Consider the following 24,745-nt stretch of genomic DNA (forward strand, 5'->3'; position numbering starts at 1 on the left):
CTTAAACCTAACCCCCAACTACTTCCCTACTAACGTTGGGCAGGGTGGTTTCATACAAGCAGAGAACAATTAAGACTGAGTTTCAAAGCCTTTCCCTCCGTGGGGGAGAGGAATGGAAGTGAGGGAAAAAACCTAGACACAAAACGAGAAATCAAGACTTATGTATTTTTCTTTTTTCGTATGAAACCACCCTGCTTCCTCACTAACATTGGGGAGTAAGAATCAAAGCCTCTCCCCCACAGAAAGAGAGGAATGAAAGTGGGGTTTCAAGAATAAGTTGCGCATCGCATGAATTAACTTTAAACTACGAGAAATATCAAGATTCCTAACACTCCGCCTGCTGTTTGCATAAAATAGCGATAGGCGTTAGCGGTAGTAGCAAATCCCGTAGGAACTTTCACGCCTTTAGATTTAAGCTGCTGAATCATTTCTCCCAAAGAAGCATTTTTGCCTCCCACTGTAGGAATATCTGCAATTCCTACTTTTTCCAAAGGTAACACAAGAGCTTGTGATAACACTTGATGTTCGGTGTTTTGATTGGAAAGTGTTTTTAGCACCATAGTAAAACTTCCTTAATATTAAGTGCAGAAAGTTGCAAGGGCTGCTTTTAGTTAATGAGCATTTTATTTATCTGACACTTATGTTTATAGGAAGATACTTTGAGGAACTTGTGAGGATGTTGGATGGTAGCTGTCATCCAATTTGAGATTTTGATGAAGCAGTGTGGTCTTCTCCCAAAGCCAGAGGCTAACGCCAACGCAGAGTGTCTTGTAGAGAAGGGGATTTCTCCCCATGAACGACTGCTGAACCCGTTTGCGTAGCCTCTTCTCTTGGGAGAAGGGATTGATTTTACAGATAAATTCTGCCAATTGTACCCTGCTAAAAATTGGCTCTCACCTGATTATTCATCAAGCAACACTGTTTGTTTGCTCTTTTAGCTTTACATTTATTGTTTCAATCTTCAATCCAGTCTTCACGACCCAGCAGATCAATAATCTTATCTCTGAGTAAAAAGTCGTTTTTCTCTAGCTCAAGCTCAACACAAACCCAATCACGACCAGGAATATACTGACACAAGGCATAAATTGGCTGGTTACGCCTCACAAGTCCTTTGTGAATAAGTTGGCGCGCTTCTTCTTTAACAACTTCTAGGTCATATTTGACAGCAGTATTCATAACTTTTTTCCCAGATATTTAACTTATCTAAAGCCAGAACAATTCATAGTTTGGCTCTAGCTTCAATGTACAAAAAGTGTTTGAGAAAGTTGTGAAGATGACAATTATGATACAAAACTTGACTCTTGGACATTTGGTTTTTTTAAGTATAAATATTTACTAGTCTTATTTTCTGAATTTGATGAAACTTAAGAGATAATATTGCACTTCCTCACAGGTTCCTCAAATGTTTTGCATAATTTTATCTATATCCTGTATAGACAAAGCTATAGGAGGGGAATCAACATGGAATCTAGAAAATACATTAAATTAATTAACTTTTTACTAGAGGAGTTGGCAATTCCTGCTGCTGCTATTAGCTTGGCTTTACGTCATGTTGAGCAAACTCCAAGTTTGTTGCCTATGGTTCTTTGGCAGTATGGACTAATAACTCTTACCCAGCTAAACCAAATTTTTGACTGGTTAGAAGTAGCATCCTAAATTTAACCAGCAATTTCTGTCGTATAGATATTTCTCATCTAATAATTTTATGAAAAACCGCAAACGAATTGGTATTCTTACCAGTGGTGGAGATTGTCCTGGACTTAATGCTGTGATTCGGGCTGTTGTCAGCCATGCAACACTTACTTATGATTGGGAAGTGCTGGGAATTTCTTATGCAACGCAGGGACTCCTAGAAGGTAAAGCAACTACTCTCAAGATGCACGGTCTAGACTTGCGTGGGATTGACCCCTTGCTTTTTATGGGAGGAACTATCTTAGGAACTATCAACAAAGGAGATACACTGGCTCATGCTAGTGAGATTATTGCCGATTATCAGACTTTAGAGCTAGACGCACTAATAGGCATTGGTGGTGATGGTAGCTTAAGTATTCTTCACAATCTTGCACACCAAGGAAATTGGAATTTTGTTGGTGTTCCGAAAACAATTGATAATGATGTGGCACTCACAGAAAGGTCGGTGGGATTTGATACTGCTGTTAACACAATTACAAATGCTCTTAACGCTCTGACTTTTACAGCAGCCAGCCATGACCGGGTGATGATTGTGGAGGTTATGGGTAGAAAAGCAGGTCATTTAGCGCTGCAAGCAGGTATAGCAGGCGGTGCAGATGTGATTTTGATTCCAGAAATACCTTATTCAATAGAGGGAATTTGCCAGCATCTTGCTCAACTGCGCGATCGCTCTTTTGCAAAAAAGCACTGCACCCTTGAGAAATAGAAGTTTTACCAGGGGTATCGCTTGCACAAGCTGCAACCATTGCCTTAAATTCAGGCGACTCCCACAGACTATTTCCCGGAGCGAAACTATATTCTAAGCTATTGCGAGCCAGTCGCTTGAGGTCTTTATATCCCAGCCCATATCTCGTTGTTGCTAACAGATACTCATGACTCAAATCGATGCGGGAAATGCCTTCATCATCAGAAGCAAGGGTCAGTGGTACTCCAGCCTTCCAATACTCCCTAAAAGGATGCCGATCTCCCTGGACATTCAAAATTACCTCATTACTGGTCAGGCAGATTTCGACCAACACGCCGAGTCGGCGCATTTGCTCCATCAACTCGAAGGGACGCTCCTCAAAAAGAATATCTACGCCATGTCCGATGCGAGATGCCTGTGCCACTTCTACAGCTTGCCGAATGTGGAAACGTAAATCCTCGGTTGGAACCAACCCCAGAGTTAACTCTCCAGCATGGAGCGTAACCTTGACATTGGGATATTGGCGTTTTAAAAATTGCAGCATTTGCATTTGCAGGGTGTAGTCACGCAGTGCAATCGGGTTATCTTCCGGGGCGACGAGATTGATGCCAACTACCCGCGAATCCGATGAAGCTAGTGCAAAGGCATAAGCTAACTGAGCAAACACTTCAACAGGCGACTTTGTTCTGGTCGTTTGCTGCACATAGCGCACCGTCACTGCACATCCAGCCTGTGCCGATGGAGTGCCGCAACCGAGTGTTTTCGAGACTTCGCCCTCCAACTGTGCAAATTGCTGGCTGCCAAGTGTCACTAGCTTGGTTAATCCTTGTTTGAGCAATTGACGGTGCATCTCTTGCAAATCCTTATTCCAACCAACTTCACGCCCTAGCTGTCGAACCTCACTGCCCTGAACGGTAAGCATTAACTCTAGATAGGTAATATGCTGCGAAGCTGCCCGATTTGCTACTGACGCAACCATATCATCCCGACGGCTCATAGAGTCTGATATTGACCCAAAACCACTAAAAGCCTCAAAAAATTGGTCGTGTCCAGATTTTCCAGCAAATTGGAGGTTACGAGTAGACCAACGATTTATTAGGGAATCATAAACAGATGTTCGGTTTAATAATTCTGAGGCTGGAAAATAGCTACTGTCCTGACCGCAAGCTTTAGGTTCAACTAAAGTTCCCATCTTTGGATTCACACAATACCCATCGGTGGCAGCCCACTCCAGATAGTGTTCTGCGTACACAGCCCCGCTGAGATGACTGTGGATATCTCCTCCCTTCGGCATTCGCTGTACAAATGCTCGTAAAGCGGCTGGCTGCGAGCGATGGGCTTCAAGCCAACTAGCAGCTTCAGCTTCACTCCGAGTCGAGGAGTGCTGCGAATTAGATGGGACTTGGGCTACTACACTGAAGATAAAACAGCTAGAACTCGTTAATATTCCTAAAAATAAAGATAAAGGCGCTCGTCTATGCATAGCATATAGATTTATTTTTTTGTAAAACATGGCCAGTATGAGTGTAGTTCTCATGCTGTTGAAAACCATCAACTATCACATCTTCATAAACTAGATAAACTATAACCTAAGATAGATACGTATTAATAAATTTTATATTTGCACTAAGAAAAGCCCAAAGGCTTGTTTCGTCTTGTTCCCAGCCTAGAGCTGGGAATGTATTTAAAGTGGGCTTCTGCCTCTTGTCAAGCTACTGGAGGCGGAGCCTCCTAGAATGGGTTCCCAGCCTCTAGGCTGGGAACCAGTCAGAACGTAACGGATACTTGCTTTGGTTGATATAACCTTACCCAAAAAAAAGGGAAAAGGCTGAAATTTACCCTTTACCCAGACTATAATATTTCAGCCAAACCAATGAGAAGGAGCGTAAGCTGACTCAATTTCTGGTGGGATTTGGTGACTAACTTCTTCAGAATTTTGTTGAATAATTTGCTTGATTCCTTCTCTAATTAAAGTTTGTATACATAACCTTTCCTCTTTGGAATAAGGTAAACAATTAAAGCCAATAGATTGTTGTTTCTGCTCATCAACAACGGCATAGCAACTTGAAGTTCTATTGAGTACGTAAGCAATGAGTTCTTGACGTAATTCAGTAATTGCGAAAGCTTGCTGATAGGGATAATGGGGATAAGTTTCTAAAATATTCTCAATTTCTCCAACAAGCACTTGCAATGTTAAATTAACAATTGTTTTAGTCATAATTGAGTTAACATACCGTTACGCTTTTTGTAGTTATTGAGCCTTGCTAAGAGGTTGTTTGAAAAGTCTAATTTATCAAAACAGAATTCAGGAGTCAGGAGACAGAATTCAGTTGGGTATTTTGAACGAAAGAGCGGATAGCGTAATGGTAGCGAGTATTCTCCCAAGGAGAGACGCCAAAGGCGATAGCGCAGTGTTAGCGAGTCTTGTCTGCGACACGCTACGCGAACGAGCGTCACGAGCGTCGCGTCTTTATTCTGACTTCTTCAAGTAGTAGCGAATTCTATTCATCCAATACTTTTCAAACATCCTCTAACTAATTGCTCATGCTTCAGATTTGGAATCAAATCTTGATGTTTTTTTGTCCAGTTCAATCAATTGTGGATGAAGTAACTAATCGTTCACAGCCCTAAATAAACCAAATTGTTCAATTTGTTTAAATGCTTGCTGCAAAGTCGCTCCTTGCCGTAATACAATATACATTAATACGACTACCGCAGACCGCATGGCATAGTCACAATGTACTAAAAGTGGTTTGGATAGTGTGTTAATCTGCTCGAACAAAGAGGTAGCAGTTTCATCATTCATTAACTCAACCTGAACGGGTATATTGATGTAAGAAAGTCCTAAAAGCTCAATTTTTTTTTGTTCGCTATTCAGAAATCCTTGCTCATCGGGCGATCGCAGGTTAATTACTGACTTGAATCCTTCTTGGGCAACTTGTGGCAGTTGTTCGAGTGTGATTTGTCCTGCGATCGCTAACTCATCGTTTATCTTCCTTACAATCTCCATAAGAAACTCTATGTTGAATTATTTAATCAAAAGCAAAGTTATCTTCATCTAGCTAAATATAAAGAAGCACTGTCAATTTGAAATGATGCATTTGAAAAATATTCAACAGTGTTCTGATTATTTCAAAGCTAGTGATTTTGTTTTTTCTTATCGGCAGATTCTCCTGTAAACGGCTGAACTCCTATTGCTGGATATTGATCGTTAGTGGGAGCAAAAATTTTAGTAACTGCTTGTGCTACATATTGAATAACTCGTTGCAAAGCTATGAGAAGATGGCGTATTTGATGTTTGATAGTTCTGAAAACAGTCATAACGTTTCCCCTCGTTGTTCAATTGTTTCCGAATATTTAGTATTTTCAAGAAATTGAAATTATTGTTTTCACCAGGATTTTCATAAATAAACAATATGGTTACATCTATGAAAAATTTGGCTCTACTCTTAAATTAGGAAAAAAACTTGAGTAACTTGTGAGGAATCAAGAGATGAATGATAAATTTGATTTCTCAACTTAGAACTCAGAAGTCTGCGACAAACTCCAGACCAAGGCTTCTGGATTATTTTCATAGGGTGCTAAAGGCTTTGATCTGTTCAAATTCTTTAGCCCGTTTTTGTATTTGATTGCCAATGCGATCGCAAACTAATTCACATAAATCAAAAATCACAGGATCGCTGATCGCATAGTAGACGCTAACTCCCTTCTGCTGACGGGACACCAAGCCTGCTTGAGTCAATACTTTTAAATGTTTTGAGAGATTCGCTTGCCCTAAACCCGTAGCTTCGCCTATTTCGGTAACGTTCATCGCCCCGGTTCTGAGACAACTCAAAATTTGCAAGCGACTAGTTTCAGAGAGTACCTTGAAATACTCAGCAACAGGAGCAAGGAGTTCAGAAGTATTCTTTGGAGAAGGGATCTTTGACATAAGGATTCAATTTATTTATCATCTATCTTATATTACTATATAGTTATATTTATCCTCTCATCAACCACTATTTGCGGATTTCTAGACAATACGCTTGGGTTAAGGGTTATTGGTGTAGATTATTGGTCTTTTAAGACGCGATAAATCGTGTATCAGGGTTTTGTTGCTCATTCTGAACTGTATTGAATTTCCATGTGAAACTCTGTCTCTAACTTGTAAAACCAGAAAAGCGCTCTCTAGATAAGAGAGCGCTGATATTGTAGAGTTGAAGAACAAAAACAAAGCATTAGCTAGCAACAGTAGAAGCAGCCAGAGCAATAATTCTGGCTGTAAGCTGGCATCATTACTGAAAATAGATGCTTGAGGTTGAGGAAAGGGGTAATATCGTGTCCGGCTCAAAACCGATCGTTTACACCGCAGGGGGCAGGTTGACATCTTTTGCCAAACCGACTGTTTTCAGCAATCTAATTGCCCACCAAGTCATATCGATTTCCCACCAGCGCCAACCACATTTGGCTACGTGAGGATAGGCATGATGATTATTGTGCCACCCCTCGCCATAGGTGAGAATAGCTGCCCACCAAAGATTACGAGAATTATCATTGCTGTCAAAGCTGCGGTATCCCCACAGATGAGTGACTGAGTTGATGAACCAAGTCGTATGCCAGAGAATCACACATCTCAAAAACATACCATAGATAACGAATGACCAACCGCCAAGTGCATAAAGCAACAATCCAACTGGAATTTGTAGTGCGAGAAAGTAGCGATTGAGCCAACGGTAAAAGGGATCTCGCGCTAAATCAGGAGCAAATCGCTGATAGCGCTCATATTCAAAGAATTCTGCACGGGGATACAAAATCCAGAGGATATGACTCCACCAAAAACCTCGGCGCGCAGAGTAAGGATCTTTGTATTCGTCTTCGGTGTGAGCATGATGCAAACGATGTCCAGCCACCCAGAAGATCGGCCCTCCCTGTAAAGATAGCGCCCCCAAAATAGCGATCGCATACTCTAACCACCGAGGTACTTTAAAGCTACGATGACTCAACAGACGATGGTAGCCTAAACAAACTCCGATGCTGCCAAATAGCCAGTGTAGAAACACAGCTATACCCAATGCGCTCCAGGAGAAAAACCAAGGAGACAGCAATGCTACTGCATGAACAGTAGTAAAAAATACCACTCCCACCCAATCGAGACGCAGAGGCTTCCCTGGCAAAGTTTGTAATGAATTAAATCTCACTAAATACTTCCTCAATAACCACAAATGTAATCAAATTGGGCATTTGCAGAAGATGCAAAAACGCAGAGATATAATGAAGCGGTGAGGCGAAGAATCTATGAAAATATGACTATGCATCTAATACCATTTTGGATTTTAGATTTTAGATTGTGAAACATCTATTGGATAAGTGTTTCAGTTTTCCATCTGTCGCAATCATTTTTCAAATTGGTATAAGTAAGTCGGCGGAAATAAATCGAACTATGTCACGAAACGTAAACAGGCTTAAAACTCTTACCGATGACAAAGGACAAATGACAGCGCCCACTAGTTAGCTTTAATTGCACCGACCTAGTTACATAACTAAATGCTGTAATCCATTCCCATCATCTCTACCGCAGTACTTTTAGAAGTACTCTCTGTGCTACCAACTTGATCTTGGCGAGTAATTAAATCAAAGATATGCTCACCAATCACTGCCTTCACATCTGCTTCCAGTTCATGAATCACATTTCTATTCAGACTAAAGACATAGTTGGCCTCGTCCACAATCTTCTGAATCATTGCCTCATCTAGAGGTAGAAAATTCAATGCTTGACGGTACTGCTCTTTAAATTCTCGTCTAGCTTCCGGGGTAGGAATCTGTTCAAATTCATGCATTGCAGTACCGCGATCGCTTGGTAAATTCATTGCCGATCGCGCAATCTTTCTTAATGCTTGCCCACCCGATAAATCTCCCATATAGCGAGTATAGGCATGAGCAATCAGTAACTCCGGTTGTGTGTTGCTAACCTCACGAATCCGGTTAACATATACCTGACCGGCTTTAGAAGGAACAATCTGCGATCGCCAATTTTCACCGTAATAGAAAGCTAAATCTTTTTCCAAATTTGCCTGGCGAAACAGTTCTGGAAAGTGCATCATCCCAACGATCGGGTGATACTGATAGTGCTGTAGCTCTTCTTCCAAAGCACTGTAGACAAAGTAAAGATCCGCCAACAATTTGCGAAAAAAGCTCCTTTCCACTACACCTTTGAGAAAGCATTTCATAAACGCTGTGTTTTCTGCCATTGTGTGCGAATGTTTAGTGCCTTCTCGCAAGCGAACATCTAAATGGCTGCTCATTGTGAAATCCTTATTGCTAAAAATCTGGTTATTTTTGGTCAAAAGTCCTATTCGTCCAATCGTGAGGCTGGAGAAAGATTTCGGTAAGCCGTGCTTCGGGTGTACCTGGCTCCGCTTCGTAACAATATTCCCAGCGTGCCAGTGGTGGTAGAGACATCAATATGGATTCTGTTCTCCCATTGGTTTGCAGACCGAAAACCGTTCCCCGGTCATACAACAGATTAAACTCTGCGTAACGACCCCGACGGTACAGTTGAAACTGACGTTGGCGATCGCCATATTCTATTTCCTGTCGCCGTTCTACAATCGGCAAATAAGCGGGTAGAAATGCTTGACCGCAAGACTGGACAAAGGCAAAGATATCTTCCCAGTTCCGAGATACCGTTTCTACTTGCTGACTGTAGAGTGCTGCTGGAGTATCTGTTTGAGAACCAACATAAAGCTTGCCACTACCATCCTGATAGTCAAAGAAGATACCACCAATACCCCTTTGTTCTTGGCGATGCTTCAAGTAGAAATATTCATCACACCAGCGTTTAAAGGTTGGATAATACTCTGGATGGTGGGCATCACAGGCATTTTTGAGAGTCTGATGGAAATGAACTGCATCCTCTGCAAAAGGGTAGTATGGCGTTAAATCAGCCCCACCACCAAACCACCAAATTGGGCCTGCCTCAAAGTAGCGATAGTTGAGATGTACTGTTGGGACGTAAGGATTACGAGGATGCAACACCATTGAGGTTCCTGTGGCAAAAAACTCATGTCCTGCGGCTTCTGGACGTTGAGCCAAAATTGCAGGCGGTAGGCTATTTCCCCAAACTGCCGAAAAGTTCACGCCACCCTGTTCAAATACCCGCCCTTCCCGAATCACGCGGGTACGTCCTTCCCCGCCTTCTGCTCGTTCCCAGTAGTCTTCTTGAAAGCGTGCTTTTCCATCAAGTTGCTCTAAGGCTGCGCAAATCTCATCCTGTAAGTTCTGCATGAATTGCTGCGATCGCTGCCGTGAATCCTTGGGTATTGTGTTGGTAGGCGATGCCAGCAATATTGTGTTATTTCTAGATTCTTGCAGAGAATTATCCCAATGACGACCCATGTTAAAACCTCTGAAACTTTGAGTAAAGGTAAACATCAACATTCATAACTATATAGCTATGAATAAGTAATAACTAAAGAATTTTCAAAACTTAATAAATTATCTAAACCCCTGTCCTCAAAGGCTTTCCGTTTGTCTTTGCGTGGGTCTAGTATCTGGTTATTTCCAACTTGTCTGTTTTTAGCCACCGTGCTATTGAGTAGGTTGCAATAACCCTAAGCTGTTACGTATTTAAGTTGTATATTTAGTCATTTGTATTTCAAAGGACAGATGACCAATTGATTTAGGACAGTATTAACAATTCCAATGTACAATTTAGACACGCATCAGCTTATTTGGTCGAGGTTTTGCCAAAGTAAAAAAATTTAGAGCTATTCCTACAGCTTTTGACAATGTAGGTATTAGTGACAACATAAAAATGAGAAACCAGATCCCCGACTTCGTAAAAGTTGTCGGGGATCTTTAGATTTCATCTAAATTTCATTAGTTCATTACATCATTAGAATTAGAAAACTCTTAGGTAATATTTATGCAACTGCTATTTTTAAGGAATTGCTTTTTGGCGTTAACTTTTACTGCGATCGCTTCAGCCGGTGGGTTAATTACAGGCTGTACTAGTACTGCTTCCCAGAACCAAAGCCAAGCAACAAAGGAAACCGCCACTAATGCTAATGACAAGCAGATGATGAATCACGGTGGTGGCATGATGAATCACAGTATGGGAATGGATTTAGGCCCAGCCGATGCTAATTTTGATTTACGATTTATCGACGCTATGATACCGCACCATCAAGGGGCTGTGGAAATGGCGAATGTTGCGCAGGTGAAATCAAAACGTCCTGAAATCAAAAAACTAGCAGACAATATCATCAAATCGCAAAACCAAGAAATCACTCAGATGAAGCAGTGGCGACAAGCTTGGTATCCCAAGGCGGGAGATAAACCAATGGCTTACAACACTCAAATGGGCCACATGATGGAAATGTCATCTGACCAAATGAAAACTATGATGATGAGTCAAGACTTAGGTGCAGCTGATGCTGAGTTTGATTTGCGCTTTATCAATGCGATGATTCCTCACCACGAAGGGGCAGTAACAATGGGGCAAGATGCTTTGAGTAAGTCTAAGCGCCCTGAAATCCAGAAATTAGCCCAAGAAATTGTTAAAGCCCAAGAGATAGAAATTAAAGACATGCAACAGTGGCGAAAAGCTTGGTACAACAAGTAATTCGTAATATGGTTTTTGCGAAAGTTTTATAAGTATCTGTGTAAATCTGCAACTAACCAATATGTATTTGCGGTTGGGAATTTCAGGTAGATGTTTGGTTATTTCAGGAGCGATGTCTACAATCTGACTTTTCACGGTATCTGGAAAATCTCTCTCCTAAAAAGAGAGACTTTGAGTGTCATGGTGAAAAAAGGTGGCGTTGCATAATAGAGGGATGAATTAGGATTCACTACTGTGCATTGTCCATACTGCAAGTTTACGGGGATAAGAAAAAATGGTAAACGAAGAGGTAAACTTGCATCATATTTGTGTCAATTTCAGCATTTAACGAATTTTGGCGACTGAGGTATATATTCTTTATTAACAAAGTTATTTTGTTACCAACTATTTGGGACAATAGTAGTAATTATTACAATTCCTACAACTGAATGAGATTAGGTTGAGTGTGAATCTTGATTGAGCTATTTATCTGTCAGCCGATCATAAAACTAAAATGAGTGTTTTCTTCTCAGATGAGGCGATCGCTAGGTTAATTCAGGAAGATGTTCCCTACCTAGATTTGACAACCTACGGACTTGGCATTGGCAAGCAACCTGGTGAAATCGAGTTTTCTACCCGTCATCCGATGACCATTTGCGCTACTGAAGAAGCAGCCAGAGTATTAAAATATTGTGGTGCTGAAGTTCATTATCAAGTCGAAAGTGGTACAGTCTGCCAAGAGAAGCAATTAATTCTTCAAGCTAGTGGCACTGCTCAAGCTTTGCACAGTGGCTGGAGAGTTGCTTTAAATTTGATGGAATACGCCTCCGGTATTGCTTCGCGTACAAGAGTATTAGTAGATACTGCCAAAACAGTAAATCAGTCTGTTTCTATTGTGACTACTCGTAAATGTTTTCCAGGTACTAGAGCGCTTTCCATCAAAGCAGTTCTAGCTGGCGGGGGTTTTTTTCATCGCTTAGGATTATCTGAAACAGTTCTGATCTTTAATCAACACCTGATATTCCTGGGAGGTATGGTTGGGTTAATTGAGCGCATGACTGAACTGCGACAACAGTTTCCAGAACAACATATTTGCGTTGAAGTAGATACACCAAAAGATGCTTGGATGGCTGCTCAAGCAGGTTTAGATTTAATTCAGTTTGATAAAATTCCCCTACCAGACCTTGAGCCTCTAGTTTTGAAATTGAAGCAGCAGTATCCAAACTTAAAACTAGCAGCAGCTGGTGGTATTACCTCTGAAAATATAAAGGATTATGCTAGTACTGGTGTAAATATTTTAGTGACAAGTTCACCATACTTTGGTAAACCATGCGATATTGCAGTCAAAATGACGATGGCACAGTAGTGCATTTTTATATTTAGTTTGATACTTAAGATTGCAGTTGTTAAAACGCAGAAGTTGAGCCAGAAAGAACAGCGCTTATGCAAGACTTAGAACGGAAGTAAATGGGCGTTTTGCGAAGCTCTTAAGCAGTTGATGAAATAGAGCGATAGATGGCTAATCGCTCTATTCACTGCACCATGAATTGTAGCATTTATTTGGTCTATTGGTTGTATACACTGGTTGTATACACGGAATAGTCTAGCCGCTCTATGGTTTTGCTTCAACTATAGTGTCGGGACAACTACAACCTTTCCCCATAACTCAGACAGTTTTCCAATTTACAGGTGAGTCTCACTTATAAAAAGTTTATTAGCTTGATAGTTACCTATTTATAAGGCAAATAACGACAGCTTAGTTTCTATACAATATTAAGCTGAACTATTTTAAAAAGAAATAAAAATTAATTTTGTTTGTGTTTGATTACTATATTAGTTGGTATTTTACTCAATAAGTTGGTATTATCTTCATTAGATTACACAGATACACTTATCCAATTGGAAAAACGCAAATCTAACAAGAGATTTGCGACTAACTTTGGCATCAGGATTTATTAGTTTTTAATAACTCATATTAAAAACTAGCTATTTAGTAGCGTTTGGTAAGGAGTTGAAAGTTTAACGATAGAACCCTTTTTATTTTTATCTAACAGAATCTATTATCAAATTGCTCAATTTTGGCGATAACGATACTAATTTTGGTTGAGCAAACAGCTTTCAGCAAAACAATCTAGTTTTTTCAATATTCAATAGTAAACGGAGAAATGTTTTATGCGTTTTACCCGCACGATACCCATTGCGTCTTTAATGCTATCGATACTGGTTTTATGTCAGCCTACTTTAGCTGACTCAAGAAGTAGTCTTCCCTCAGAAAAAGAAGAAAAAACACCTTCTATCTGGGATAAAAATAAGTGTCTTGGAGGTTCTTCACAAAGTTTTCGCTTGGGTGGAGAACTCAATAATCCAACCACTTATAACTTGCCAAAACTGCGAAATTTACAAGATGCTTTAAAAAAACAAAATCCAGCATTAGTTACAGAAATCACTGTCAGCTTTCAAACCGGCTCAGGGCCACGAACAGAAACATACTATGGAATCCCCCTATGGGAATTGATTAATAATCCGAAAGCCGGAGGTGGTCTAAAACCTGGGAATTCTGGGGTGAATAGTAAAAACTCTTTTCTGAGGCAATATGTTCTAGTTGATGCCACAGATTGCTATGGTGCAGTCGTAGCTATTGGTGAAATTCAACCTAACTTTGAAGGGAAAACAGTGCTAGTTGCATTTGCAAAAAAAGGTAGTGATGGTAAAGTCGTGCCTTTAACAGATGAAGGATTTGCTCGTTTAGTAGTTCCAGGTGACAAAGCTGGAGGTCGTTACGTTAGTAATGTGAGAAATATCGTCATATTATCTGCTCCTGCTTCTCCTTTGAAACCAAAATATTTCTGAAAACTCGTCTGATTAAAGACGCCTACAACGGAGAATTCATCTTCTAATACCAGACTGATATCTAAGTTCTTCTGTAAGGCTGAAGATATCTCACTAAATGAGGATAATTCAACAATCTGATTGTTGTTAGTATTACTCAGTTCAGAATTATCTTATAACAAGGGAGGATCAAAATATGGAAGTTAGCGCTCGTAATTCCTTAAAAGGAACTATTAAGAAAATTCACCCAGGAGCAGTCAACTCTGAGGTGATATTAGAAATTGTGCCTGGGGTGGAAGTAACTGCAATTATTACCAAGGAATCAGTAGAGCATCTCCAACTTCAAGAAGGAAAACAAGCGATCGCTGTGATTAAAGCATCGGATGTCATAATTGCTACATAATAGCTCGAAATGAGTCGATAAGTTGTGGCGATCCGCTTATAAAGCGATCGCTACGACTATACAACTATTTACGAATTTTCCGAGCAAGAACGGCTACCACACACCAGACATAAAGGATCGTGATAAGAATGTCGTTTGGCAAATTCCATTCGCATCAAGTCGATTGTCAGCAGTTGTGACAATAGGGGTTGACTAAACTTAGTAATCAGCTTTATTACCTCTAATGCACTAAGGCAAGCTAGTGTCCCAGAAACAGCACCGAGAACCGCGAACCCAAGCTGATCCCAATCCGGCTTTTCTGGGAACAAGCATGATAGACAAGGAGTGACACCAGGAATAATCGTTGTCAGGTAAGCTTCCATTCCGTCCATTGCAGCTTCCACCATTGGTTTTTGCCAGCGCACGCAAGCTTCATTGAGCAAGTTCCGCTCTGTGAAATTATGGGCGCAATCAACAGCTATATCAGCAGATTGCACTAAAGAGTCTACATTCTCTTTTGTAACGTAATCATGAACTGCTTCCACCTGAATATCAGGATTAATAGCTTGCAGAGTTTCTCTGGCTTTGAATACTCTTGGCTTACCTACCCAATCATTTGTCATCAGAACCTGACGATTCATATCATCCAGCCGTAAGTCACCACCCCGAACTAGGATTAGCCGCCCAACACCTGCTACTGCCAAATAAAGTGCTGATGTACCGCCTAATCCCCCTACACCTGTAACCAAAACCGTTGCAGACTTCAAGCGCTTTTGTCCTGCTTCTCCAAAATTGGGAAGCATCATTTGGCGGTGATAGCGTTCTAACTCACTGGGTGTTAAGTTCATCGCTTTTTAATTCTTTATCAGTCGTAAAATTTACCACCTAGTTGGTAGCAAGTATTGTACTTGTCTATACATTTTCCTGATTTAGTACCTGTAAAGTTGGTATTTATTCCAGGTACTATTAAAAGAGCTATGTGCAAATATAGCGATGTCTATGATGGTCACTAACTTGTACTGAGCGCAACCGTTGGCGCAGCCTCTCGCAGAGAAGTAGCTTGTCGTACCCCTCCTCTTAAGCAAGCTACGCGGAGCGTCTCCAAGAGTTGTGCGGGCTATTCGGTGTCGCAAATGTGGTGCTGCTCTCTCTGCGGAGATGTCGTGATAGCCCTTTATTCGATCATCCCTGCTCTTTGACCAGCACCGATCTATTACTGCCAGTTTGCTCTTTGTCCTGGGTTGAATGCCCAATGAAATAAACCCCGCAGCAAGGCTGTGGGGTCTTTTAGGTATTATTGTTTTCTAGTGGGATATACAGTCAGGGCTGATGCAAGAATCAGTACGGCATCTATAACTGCTGCCTTTGGATTGAGATTTATCCCCTTTCATAGTGCGCGATATGACTTGATAATTCTCAAAGAATACTTGGAACAATTACTAGTACAGCAGTTTATCACTATCTTGGGACATCGGAAGCCTGCGATCGCAGCTACAATTGTTTCCTTCCTAATTAATGTATAAAACTGCATTGGGAGCGTTTGAATTAATTTTAATGGAATAGTCAGCTAAACCATATCTGCTTTGCATATCTCAAATTTTTATAATTTTTGTGGCATGGGTCGAAAAGCCCGCCTAGTTCATGCAATTGAAATGTGGAACAGCTTATAAGGGGTAAGCACTTAAAAAAGTGAAATACTACTGCCTTGGTTAATACCAAATTTTCGTCATTTACCTGTTTGACTAAGCTTCATCATCTGATGTTTCTTCAATCTCGATTTTCCAAGGTTCTTCTTTATAATCTGCTGAAAAAAGGTGAATTTTGGCTTTATTGGAAAACTGCTTCAGCTTTTTGATGAGCTGGGGAATAGCATCGACTATATGCAGATAACTTTCTATGTCATAGCAGATAATGAGTAACATCAGAGGACTAGTATTTATCTTGAAATACCAGTGACAATTTGATAGTAAAACTCGCATAATTGGGCCGCAAGCTTGATAAAATCGCCTGCAAGTAGCTTCTTCTAATTGCCTGTAGAATAACTCGTTAAGTATAGGTGCTCCAGTTGGAGGCAAATCATCTGCGGGAAGGGGGTATTTATTCATAGTAAATAATTAGGGATTGGGAATTATTGGTCAAAAAAAATACAATACTTCTGCATGTTTTTATCACGCTATCTATTCAAAGATGGCGCAACAGACACTTTTCTAATTGCACCCAAAGTCGGGAAATCATAGTAAATGTTCTTGTTTTTGTGTTGCAAGCCATTGCAGTTCTAACCACAAATGCGGAGCTGTCTGCTTTACCTTCGACATCGGATCTCGCAGCAGATGTGTAGCATTTAGGCAGACAACTTCAACTAATCCTGCATATTCTGCTACTTCTCTGAGTATAGATATTTTGGCTTTGACATCAGCAATCAGATTGTCAGGACAATAAATAGTGAAGTATGGCAGAAAGTGAACACGAGGTCTTCCCCAATAAGACTCAATGAGTTTAACATGACAGTGTTTTAGCAATTCATCGACTTGTGGGAAAGAATGAGCAATAACCGTTTTGAATTCTTTGACTAGCTCTTGTTCATACCAACTTGTGTTCATAGTTATAACTTTCATGCTGAAAGTAGCAATTGGGAATTTTGAATTGTGAGTTAGCTTTTCTACTAATCACTGATAACTAAGCCTTTACTAGCCTTGGCACGAAGATTTTTTGGGGTACTGTGTAGTACAAAAAGGTCGGCGAAGCAATTTTTTACTAATGCTGCTTCCGTTCTCCTCAAACACTATCAAGTGCAATACTTGCTCTAGCAAACGCCGTTTGTCAAAAATGCCTTGAATCAGCACTTCTAGTTCAGTTGCGCCCTTGGCAGGAAAATCTTCTCCATCAATGGTGCGCCAGGGTAAAAACTCCTGCCAGTCTGAGGTTAATGTACCGATTCGTGCCCGATTTCCATAAGTAACAACTAGGAATGTATTGTAGTCAAACAGCCTTGGTATTTGTTGACAGTAGGTCTGAATTCGCTGATAACCTTCTTTGAAAGTCGCCTGTTCATCACTTAGCTGAATCGAGACAATAACTGCCAAGGGTAAACCGTTGATAAAGACAACTACATCAGGACAGTGAGTATAACTCCCCTCAACTATAGTCAAGGGATGAATAGCTAGCCAATCATTGTTTAGTAGATTAGACGTATCTATGAGGCACACAAAGTCATGAACTATTTCTTGGTTATACAGATATTCGACTTCCACACCATTGGTCAAAAATTTGTGAAAGCGACGGTTATTTTCCAGCAAGTCGGAACCATGAGTGCAAGTAACCTGATAGATAGCTGCGGCGATCGCCTCATCAGGTTTTTTCGGGTTAATTTTCTGCAAAGCGTTATGGAGGCGCTGATACAAAACCACCTCACTATAACTACTTCGGCCAATCTGATGCTTACCCAAAGCAATATCTGACTCTAATAAAACTATGTAGCCAATAACCTCAAACCAAGTGAGTGCATATGGTGCGATGGCTTTGCCCGCCGCAGGCATCGCTTCTCTACGTTTGTGTTGCTCGCTTTTGAGTAGGGGTATTGCAGATTGTGTAAGGTCAAAACGGCGACGAAGTTTTTTTGTAACACGACTCGCTTTGACAGTTGTTTTTTTTAGCTGTGTTGGATTCATGAAAAAACTTGTGCCTAGTTTATTGGCATTGGTTGGTATATTTTCGATGGAGTATAGGAGTTGATACTAACTATCAAAGCTGAACTTGATCGGCAAGATTGTATCTTGTGCTACATATTACCAATATTATTGGTAATATTGTACTGAACAGTTAGAGTTAGTTCTGTTTAATGCTTAACCTTTATTTCCTGCTCTAAAAACAGGTTGCCAATATCAAATAAAAGTTGCATAGTACCTCGATAGCCAACCTTGGTGAACTGACCATAATCTAAGCGGTCAAAAATGGGAATCCCTTGACGGTAGAGAGGAATTTTTAAGCGTTGAGCGATCGCTACTCCATGAGAGTTGGTAATTAATAAATCAGACCCAACCGCCAATTGCTCAAAGTCTTCCAAATCGCCGATAGTAACGCTCTTAATTGGGAGTTTTTCTAACAGAGGAAAGCGTGTTGTTGTCACTGCTGCGTGAATCTCAACTCCTAGCGATCGCAAAAAAGCAACTGTTGACCAAAGTAAATCTGGTTCCAGCGCCAAAGCAACTCGCTTGCACCCAAAGTAAAAATGATTCTCCAACATCACATGTTGTAACTGACGGCGTTGACGGCGGTATTTCTCCGGTACGCTGACACCACTGATATCCGCCAATGCTTGTAGGAATTTATCTACTGCTGTTAGTCCCGTCAATTCACTAAATACCTCATAGGGTATATTGAATCTCTGCTCCAAAATTTGTGCCCCAGCCCGCATACTATCACCTAGCGCCAAAGTGAATACAGAACTACCAATTGAGCGCAACTGTGCTGCATTTGTGCCATTAGCTGTAATGGCACTAGAAGAATCTTCTATATGACCATCTAGTGAGCCAGAAAGGTCAGGTACAACGATAGGTACAAGTCCAAAAGAGGTAACAATTTCTTTGATTTCCTGGACATCCCCTGGTGTGAAGGCAGAACTCGCCAAAATAGTGATTTGTGTGGGACAAGCGTCTTGCTTAGAGCTTTTTTGAGGGATTCCCCTGACTATACTCTCAACTGCGCCAGCAAAGCCATCCTGTAATGTACCTTTGAAATCCGGTGTAGAGACAAGCACAATTGGTAAATAATCCAGTTCTGGGTGACGGTAGCGAATCTCCTTAACAAAACGCCCCATGTCATCACCTCTGGTTTCCACCAGTCCAGTGCTACAAAGACCGATAATTTCTGGTTTGGATCTCTGCACCAAAGTCAAGATTGCTTGTTCAACTCTTTCCTCGCCACCCAAAATGGTTGCAACTTCGGTCATCGCCGTACTCGAAAGCGGAATCGTTTGACGGAAATGTTGTACTAATACCGCTTTAGTCAAAGCAGTACAACCTTGAGAACCGTGTAATAAAGGCATGATTCCCTTCAACCCCAAAAAGGCTAAAACTGCACCCACAGTTTGGCTTTGCTTCAGGGGATTAACTGCAACAGATGTACTCGTAACGCTAATAATCGCCATCAAATATCCTCCTCAGAAGAATTTCCTACTGACCACGGGGCTGGCTGGTATACTTGTTCCCACACAGGATTGTAAAAAGCGGCATACAATTCTCGTGCTACTTCTAAAATTCCTACATACCCTGCATAAGGATGGTTGCGTTCAGTATTAATATCTAGGAATGGAATTCTAGCTGTGAGAGAGGTGTCTTGATGGCGTTTATCAGCAATTAACATATCAGCAAGATTAGAGTTAATTAGCTGTAAAATTTCTTCAGGACTATTTTGTTCTAAGATTATGCCATCTTGACCGAGCAAACTTTTGACTCTAATTTTATCCTCATCAGTATTCTTCTTAGTAAGAATAGCAATAACTTCCATCCCCAATTTTTTAGCGGCAAAGATAATCAACCAACTCTTGAAACTTCCAGTAGAAAGGATAACGCGTTTACCTTGCAATCGGGTAATATACAGAGCGAGTTTTTCATCTATTGCAGCAGTTTCTTCTACAATTAGTTTTTCTGTACGTTCCTGCAAATCAGAATTATCTAACTTTGCAGCAATATTCCTTAAACACTGATTGATTTGCTCTATGCCATAAATAGACTCTTCAATATAGGGAATGCCATATTTTTTCTCCATCCCTTTTGCAATGTTAATTAGTGCTTTGGAGGAGAGTATGACGTTAAGTTTGGCACGATGGGCATAGCAAACTTCTTTGTAGATAGCATCGCCTGTAATTTTCGCCAAAACTCTAATACCTAATTTCTCTAATAACGGTAGAACATTCCATATTGCACCTGCAATGTTATGTTCACCAATTAGGTTGATGTCATCAGGTGTACTAGTGTCTGGTTCAGCTGTTCCAATAACGTGTTCTAGCAACGCTTCACCAGCGACACGGTTGCCCAAATTTTGGTTCCCAATAAAGCCAGGGCAATGTACAGGGATAGTAGGTATTCCTGTTTTTTCGGTAGCATCTTTGCAAACTCCTTCGATATCATCTCCAATCAGGGCGGTGATGCAAGTGGAGTAAACAAATACCGCCGTCGGTTTGTAGCGTCTTGCTAATTCTAAAATGCCTTTGTACAGCTTTTTGGCTCCACCGAAGATGATATCGTTCTCATCGATGTCGCTGCTAAAACGTATTTTGTACAACATCGAATCAGAAGAAAGACTGCTGTAACTTCCCCAAATACTGGCAGCACAGCCACTTGGCCCGTGAACTACATGAGCAGCATCGGTGATTGGTACTAGGGTAATCATCGCACTATCAAAAGCGCAACTCCCTTGAGTAGTTCCAGGTTGGGGTAATTGTGTGGAGGACTTTTTTTTATGCAGTTTCTGCTGCTGACGAGCATCTTCGGAATTGGAGTCACTGAGTGAATCGTTGATTTTTCCTGAAGTGGGATTCATTTGTTTGGTGACAATAGGTAGAATTTGTTAGATGTTAACTGAATTCCCCAAGGCTTTTATAGGACTTTCATTTATTAATCTATCTAAAACATGAAATAAAAGGGAATGATCAAGAGAATTTGTCATTCCCTAAAATATAAACATCAACTAGGTTAGAGAAGGAGAAAACAAAAACATGAACTAAACTCTTAAAGTATTAATTTCGCTGTGTATACTTTAGGATATTAGTGTTAACACGGTACTGATAAAATACTCAGAGGTTAAGATTAGCTATTCGAGTACCTCCATTTTAAAAGATTGTTGAGAAAGTGGGCGAGAATAGCCCACCTAATATTTACTTTGTATTTAGCAGTTGAGTATTAGCTACCAGAAACTATTTCTACGTTTCCTTTTTTCACTGCTTCTAGCGCTTCGCCTTGAACGTCTTCTAGCTTTTTTGCAGCATCTGCTTGGCTAATCATTTTTGCAGCATTTTCTTCACTTTCAAGGATGCCAAACTCAATCAACAAATCTTCTAACTCATCCATCTCAATGGGTGTGGGAACGGTAAGATTTGTATTGTTGATAATCTTGTCCGCTAATGTCCGGTATTCATTAGCTTGTTTGCTGTCAGGCGCATACTCGTTCACTGTCATCCGGCGCAATTCGGCGTGTTGCACGATATTGTCACGCGGGACGAAGTGAATCATGTGGGTATTCAATCTGGCTGCCAGGGTGCTAATCAGTTCGTCTTCCCGGTCAGTTTGACGGCTGTTACAAATCAACCCACCCAAACGTACACCACCAGTATGAGCGTACTTGAGAACGCCACGAGCAATGTTGTTGGCAGCAAACATCGCCATCATTTCACCGGAGGTAACGATGTAGATTTCTTGGGCTTTACCTTCACGAATAGGCATGGCGAAACCACCACACACAACGTCGCCCAATACATCGTAGGATACGAAATCTACGTCTGAGTAAGCACCGTTTTCTTCGAGGAAGTTGATGGCAGTGATGATACCCCGACCGGCGCAACCTACACCAGGTTCTGGTCCACCAGATTCTACGCATCTGATATCCCGGAAGCCAGTGATTACCACTTCTTCGAGTTCGATATCTTCCACAGCGCCTCGTTCCGCAGCCAAGTGCAGCACGGTGGTTTGGGCTTTACAGTGGAGAATCAATCGGGTAGAGTCAGCTTTGGGGTCGCAACCCACAATCAAGATGCGTTGACCCTTTTCTGCCATAGAAGCGAGCGTATTTTGGGAGGTAGTAGATTTCCCAATACCACCTTTACCGTAGAAAGCAATTTGTCTAATTTTGCCATCGGACATGATGATTGATCCTGTAATTGTTTGTTTGGTGAGTCTGTCGGTTGATGAGGCGATTGTGCTGTTAAGTTACAGCAGTGACCTTATGTAGAACGTCGTTGGAGGCGCTCGTTCTACAGCAAAAAGAGTCTGAAGAAAGAACATATTCAAGTTTTAGTCAGTGTTCGTTGGCCATTAGTCATTGTTTTTTCTGACTAATAGCTAGAGCGATAAGACATCACTCAAAGAATATTGCAAGTATTACCAGATCCTCACTCAAATGATTTCTCTGGCGGTAGTAATACCAATTGGAAAAAAGCTACAGATTCCAAACTGGAAACCCAAATTCAATCCGAATTCCTTAATTACGAATTACGAATTACGAATTAGTTGTAATCCCCTGAAGGTTGCTCATACCTAAAGAGTGGTTGCAGCAGGATTTAAATTTACGCCAAGTTTCCCTAAATCACACAACCAACCATTGCAATCCACTCTAAACAGTCGCTACAACTTCCCCAATTTTGCTGATATCATAACCGCCAAGAATTTCAAATTGGGAGTGAACCATCCGATGTCCCAAAGTACTGAGTAACTGCTGTACTGGTGCTTCTTCTAAATATTCCTTGAGAATCACCAAATCATATCGTGACTGATGTAAAGGGATAAATCCCAGCCCAAAGGCGGTAGCGACAGATGCCGTACTTATACCTGCATCGGCAACTCCTCTGACTACAGCTTGAGCAACATCTTGGTGAGTTTTGAGTATATTGTCAAAGCCCTGAACAGCATCGAACGGTATCTGCTCCTTTTGGAGTGTTTGTTCCAAAAGCATCCGACTACCAGAACCGATTTCGCGGTTAACAATAGTCGCTCCCCCAGCAACTAAGTCACTAACTGTTCTAATTCCCATTGGGTTCCCTGACTTTAACAAAAGTCCCTCCTCCCAGACACCAAGGGTAATCAGAACTGCTTCCCTTCCAGCCAGAACATCTCGAACAAAGGGAGTATTATACTCACCAGTTTCAGGATCGTACAGATGCATCCCCGCGATGTGCGCCTCACCTCTGCATAGACTGTGCAATGCAGCCATGCTGTTGGCGAAGTTATATTGGACTCGCAGTTGGGGATGCCAGCGTTCGGTGGCTCTTGCCCATAGTGAAATTACAGGGGCACAACCAGCAATCACAACGGTGTTGTGAAGTGTGTCGAGATTATCGTCTAAAAGACGGACTCGAACTTTATTTGTACCTATTTGACTAGTGCCTTCACCATCAGCCGGAATCATATCTTGGCGAAAAGCATCCTTACCAATCAAGGGATAAGCTATCCATTGTCCTCCCACACGAGCCACACTAACTCGTAGTTGCTGACCATTCGGAACAGGTTTGGCAAGAACGGCTTCAATTTCAGGTAAATCCCGCTCTAACCAGAATAGATCCTCAACTTGACAGCCAAGCGCTTTGGCCAAGCGAAGTGTTATGGCTACTGAGGGAGCATATAGTCCCGACTCTACACCACTAATTGTCTGACGAGTCACATTAGCGATGTTAGCCAAATCTTGTTGACTCATGCCTAAGCGAGTTCTAATCGACTTCAAGTTATTACGGAGGTCACTATCCTGCTTCATTGGCTTTGTCTCTTAGTTTCAAAAAGCCGTAGCGGATTTAAACATTGCATCTGCCAAGGCGAAAGTGTGGTCTTTGAGTTTATATCATTTCTCTTGGAAGACTTTTTGTGCTTTCGCTGTCTTGATTCCCCATATAAAAAGACTATCACATCAATTGCCAATTTGCTTGCGAAACGCAAATTATTTTTGCGGGTGTTTGTTTTTTACTTACTATCTTGGCTTAAAAGCCCCAAATTCCAAGAAACAGAGTATTTATTTAGCAGCTACTATTTACTAATTAAATTGGTAAATAGTAGTATTTAATACAGTTTTAGAGATTAGTTTCAGCTTTGATGCTTGATAGACGAGTAACACAAACAGTAGAAAACATACCAACCAATTTAGCTTTTAGGGGTAAATTTTGCCCTAATAAAAAATTACCTATTTGACTAAAGTGAATATGCATATAGCATCAGCAAGGAATTGCTGTTTTAAATTTTTACACAATCAATTAGGTATTTACCAAAGTATGCAATAGATTCCAACAAACCAATGGAGAGAGTAATGATTACTGAAGAAGACTTAGCCCAGCAATTTAACGTAATTATTGAACACACTCACCCACAGCTATGGAAACTGTTAAGCCAATGTTATGTGAAGATAATCAATCCTCACCCTCACTTAAAAAGAGTGAGTATAAAAACATGCATCCGCCAAGCAAAATACATTGGTATTTATTGCCCTGATAGACTAATTAGTGCTGTAGTAGAACAAAAAAACCTACTTAAAGAAGTAGCAGAATACTTGGGCCTAGTTGAAGTTGTTTGCTTGAATGCCAATAACTTGATGCGCGATCCACTCTCAAATCTCAAGCAAGCTTATCCACAGTTGTGGTTAGACTTGTTGTGGATTGTTACTCAAGAACAATAACCTAGTAAACTCGATTTTTCTGCAATATTCAATCTGTAAAAAATCAGAATTACCAATCTTCACCGCAGCTTCGTTACTTTTGAAGCTTTGCTAAAAACTTATGAATCAAAAAATTGTTCGTCTGTCATTTGCATTGATGACGGAATTTGCAAAACCAAAGGAGATGAAAACATCGGGATTTTCTCCAGCTTTAGATGCCTAGTCCACT

23 protein-coding genes and 4 pseudogenes are annotated in these 24,745 nt (G+C 40.9%); 9 read left to right on the forward strand and 18 right to left on the reverse strand.

The window, feature by feature from the left end; all coding sequences use genetic code 11:
• Positions 1-335: 335 nt before the first annotated feature.
• Positions 336-560 (reverse strand): annotated as a pseudogene (locus HWQ42_RS28210) (PEP/pyruvate-binding domain-containing protein); the annotation flags it as partial.
• Between the two features lie 123 nt (positions 561-683).
• On the opposite strand from HWQ42_RS28210, the gene HWQ42_RS28215 reads away from it, so the two are divergent.
• On the forward strand, positions 684-821 hold the full coding sequence (locus HWQ42_RS28215) for a hypothetical protein (RefSeq protein WP_292817706.1): 138 nt from the start codon (positions 684-686) through the stop codon (positions 819-821).
• 133 nt (positions 822-954) lie between these two features.
• Here the strand turns inward: HWQ42_RS28215 and HWQ42_RS28220 are convergent, their stop codons facing one another.
• Entirely contained in the window at positions 955-1,176 is a 222-nt protein-coding gene (locus tag HWQ42_RS28220) for a DUF4327 family protein (RefSeq protein ID WP_292817708.1), read from the reverse strand.
• A gap of 285 nt (positions 1,177-1,461) precedes the next feature.
• On the opposite strand from HWQ42_RS28220, the gene HWQ42_RS28225 reads away from it, so the two are divergent.
• Both HWQ42_RS28225 and HWQ42_RS28230 read left to right on the forward strand, forming a co-directional pair.
• Complete coding sequence (locus HWQ42_RS28225; RefSeq protein ID WP_292817710.1) at positions 1,462-1,656, forward strand: DUF2949 domain-containing protein; 195 nt, start codon at positions 1,462-1,464, stop codon at positions 1,654-1,656.
• Between the two features lie 49 nt (positions 1,657-1,705).
• Positions 1,706-2,362 (forward strand): annotated as a pseudogene (locus HWQ42_RS28230) (ATP-dependent 6-phosphofructokinase); the annotation flags it as partial.
• 121 nt (positions 2,363-2,483) lie between these two features.
• Here HWQ42_RS28230 and HWQ42_RS35640 read toward each other — a convergent pair.
• The 8 genes and pseudogenes from HWQ42_RS35640 to hemF form a co-directional block, all read right to left on the reverse strand.
• Positions 2,484-3,929 (reverse strand): annotated as a pseudogene (locus tag HWQ42_RS35640) (adenosine deaminase); the annotation flags it as partial.
• Between the two features lie 309 nt (positions 3,930-4,238).
• Positions 4,239-4,595: a hypothetical protein gene (locus tag HWQ42_RS28240; RefSeq protein ID WP_292817712.1), complete on the reverse strand. Its 357-nt coding sequence runs from the start codon at positions 4,593-4,595 to the stop codon at positions 4,239-4,241.
• Between the two features lie 393 nt (positions 4,596-4,988).
• Entirely contained in the window at positions 4,989-5,387 is a 399-nt protein-coding gene (locus tag HWQ42_RS28245) for a sulfur transferase domain-containing protein (protein ID WP_292817714.1), read from the reverse strand.
• 128 nt (positions 5,388-5,515) lie between these two features.
• Positions 5,516-5,698: a hypothetical protein gene (locus HWQ42_RS28250; protein WP_292817841.1), complete on the reverse strand. Its 183-nt coding sequence runs from the start codon at positions 5,696-5,698 to the stop codon at positions 5,516-5,518.
• Positions 5,699-5,948: 250 nt separating this feature from the next.
• Positions 5,949-6,308, reverse strand: a complete 360-nt coding sequence (locus HWQ42_RS28255; RefSeq protein WP_292817716.1) for a helix-turn-helix transcriptional regulator — start codon at positions 6,306-6,308, stop codon at positions 5,949-5,951.
• A gap of 409 nt (positions 6,309-6,717) precedes the next feature.
• Complete coding sequence (locus HWQ42_RS28260) at positions 6,718-7,554, reverse strand: fatty acid desaturase (RefSeq protein WP_292817718.1); 837 nt, start codon at positions 7,552-7,554, stop codon at positions 6,718-6,720.
• A gap of 342 nt (positions 7,555-7,896) precedes the next feature.
• The gene (locus HWQ42_RS28265; RefSeq protein WP_292817720.1) at positions 7,897-8,658 is read right to left on the reverse strand and encodes a heme oxygenase (biliverdin-producing); all 762 of its coding nucleotides are present in this window, start codon (positions 8,656-8,658) and stop codon (positions 7,897-7,899) included.
• Positions 8,659-8,686: 28 nt separating this feature from the next.
• The gene (gene hemF / locus HWQ42_RS28270) at positions 8,687-9,751 is read right to left on the reverse strand and encodes an oxygen-dependent coproporphyrinogen oxidase (protein ID WP_292817722.1); all 1,065 of its coding nucleotides are present in this window, start codon (positions 9,749-9,751) and stop codon (positions 8,687-8,689) included.
• A gap of 529 nt (positions 9,752-10,280) precedes the next feature.
• Here hemF and HWQ42_RS28275 point away from each other — a divergent pair.
• From HWQ42_RS28275 to HWQ42_RS28290, 4 genes are all read left to right on the forward strand, one after another.
• Positions 10,281-10,979: a DUF305 domain-containing protein gene (locus HWQ42_RS28275; RefSeq protein WP_292817725.1), complete on the forward strand. Its 699-nt coding sequence runs from the start codon at positions 10,281-10,283 to the stop codon at positions 10,977-10,979.
• Positions 10,980-11,472: 493 nt separating this feature from the next.
• Positions 11,473-12,324: a ModD protein gene (gene modD, locus HWQ42_RS28280; RefSeq protein ID WP_292817727.1), complete on the forward strand. Its 852-nt coding sequence runs from the start codon at positions 11,473-11,475 to the stop codon at positions 12,322-12,324.
• An 806-nt stretch (positions 12,325-13,130) separates the two neighbouring features.
• Complete coding sequence (locus tag HWQ42_RS28285) at positions 13,131-13,808, forward strand: hypothetical protein (protein WP_292817729.1); 678 nt, start codon at positions 13,131-13,133, stop codon at positions 13,806-13,808.
• Positions 13,809-13,983: 175 nt separating this feature from the next.
• On the forward strand, positions 13,984-14,190 hold the full coding sequence (locus HWQ42_RS28290) for a molybdopterin-binding protein (protein ID WP_292817731.1): 207 nt from the start codon (positions 13,984-13,986) through the stop codon (positions 14,188-14,190).
• Between the two features lie 68 nt (positions 14,191-14,258).
• Here the strand turns inward: HWQ42_RS28290 and HWQ42_RS28295 are convergent, their stop codons facing one another.
• The gene (locus HWQ42_RS28295) at positions 14,259-15,017 is read right to left on the reverse strand and encodes a HesA/MoeB/ThiF family protein (RefSeq protein ID WP_292817733.1); all 759 of its coding nucleotides are present in this window, start codon (positions 15,015-15,017) and stop codon (positions 14,259-14,261) included.
• Between the two features lie 471 nt (positions 15,018-15,488).
• Between HWQ42_RS28295 and HWQ42_RS28300 the strand changes: the two are divergent.
• Positions 15,489-15,644 (forward strand): annotated as a pseudogene (locus HWQ42_RS28300) (substrate-binding domain-containing protein); the annotation flags it as partial.
• A gap of 267 nt (positions 15,645-15,911) precedes the next feature.
• Here HWQ42_RS28300 and HWQ42_RS28305 read toward each other — a convergent pair.
• The 7 genes from HWQ42_RS28305 to HWQ42_RS28335 form a co-directional block, all read right to left on the reverse strand.
• Positions 15,912-16,274 carry a hypothetical protein gene (locus HWQ42_RS28305; protein ID WP_292817735.1) on the reverse strand — a complete coding sequence of 121 codons (363 nt, stop codon included), beginning with the start codon at positions 16,272-16,274 and terminating at the stop codon, positions 15,912-15,914.
• 126 nt (positions 16,275-16,400) lie between these two features.
• The gene (locus HWQ42_RS28310; protein WP_292817737.1) at positions 16,401-16,769 is read right to left on the reverse strand and encodes a hypothetical protein; all 369 of its coding nucleotides are present in this window, start codon (positions 16,767-16,769) and stop codon (positions 16,401-16,403) included.
• Between the two features lie 87 nt (positions 16,770-16,856).
• Positions 16,857-17,837: a type I restriction endonuclease gene (locus HWQ42_RS28315; protein ID WP_292817740.1), complete on the reverse strand. Its 981-nt coding sequence runs from the start codon at positions 17,835-17,837 to the stop codon at positions 16,857-16,859.
• 167 nt (positions 17,838-18,004) lie between these two features.
• On the reverse strand, positions 18,005-19,315 hold the full coding sequence (gene nifN / locus HWQ42_RS28320; RefSeq protein WP_292817742.1) for a nitrogenase iron-molybdenum cofactor biosynthesis protein NifN: 1,311 nt from the start codon (positions 19,313-19,315) through the stop codon (positions 18,005-18,007).
• Positions 19,315-20,709 carry a nitrogenase iron-molybdenum cofactor biosynthesis protein NifE gene (nifE, locus tag HWQ42_RS28325; RefSeq protein ID WP_292817744.1) on the reverse strand — a complete coding sequence of 465 codons (1,395 nt, stop codon included), beginning with the start codon at positions 20,707-20,709 and terminating at the stop codon, positions 19,315-19,317. The genes nifN and nifE overlap by 1 nt, the downstream gene beginning before the upstream one ends.
• 359 nt (positions 20,710-21,068) lie before the next feature.
• Entirely contained in the window at positions 21,069-22,025 is a 957-nt protein-coding gene (nifH, locus tag HWQ42_RS28330; protein ID WP_094331809.1) for a nitrogenase iron protein, read from the reverse strand.
• Positions 22,026-22,494: 469 nt separating this feature from the next.
• The gene (locus HWQ42_RS28335) at positions 22,495-23,628 is read right to left on the reverse strand and encodes a substrate-binding domain-containing protein (protein WP_292817747.1); all 1,134 of its coding nucleotides are present in this window, start codon (positions 23,626-23,628) and stop codon (positions 22,495-22,497) included.
• 543 nt (positions 23,629-24,171) lie between these two features.
• On the opposite strand from HWQ42_RS28335, the gene HWQ42_RS28340 reads away from it, so the two are divergent.
• Positions 24,172-24,537, forward strand: coding sequence for a hypothetical protein (locus HWQ42_RS28340; RefSeq protein ID WP_292817749.1), 366 nt, complete (start codon positions 24,172-24,174; stop codon positions 24,535-24,537).
• Positions 24,538-24,745 lie beyond the last annotated feature (208 nt).

Origin of the sequence: Nostoc sp. JL23 (assembly GCF_017115065.1) — a bacterium.
GTDB lineage: Bacteria > Cyanobacteriota > Cyanobacteriia > Cyanobacteriales > Nostocaceae > Nostoc > Nostoc punctiforme_A.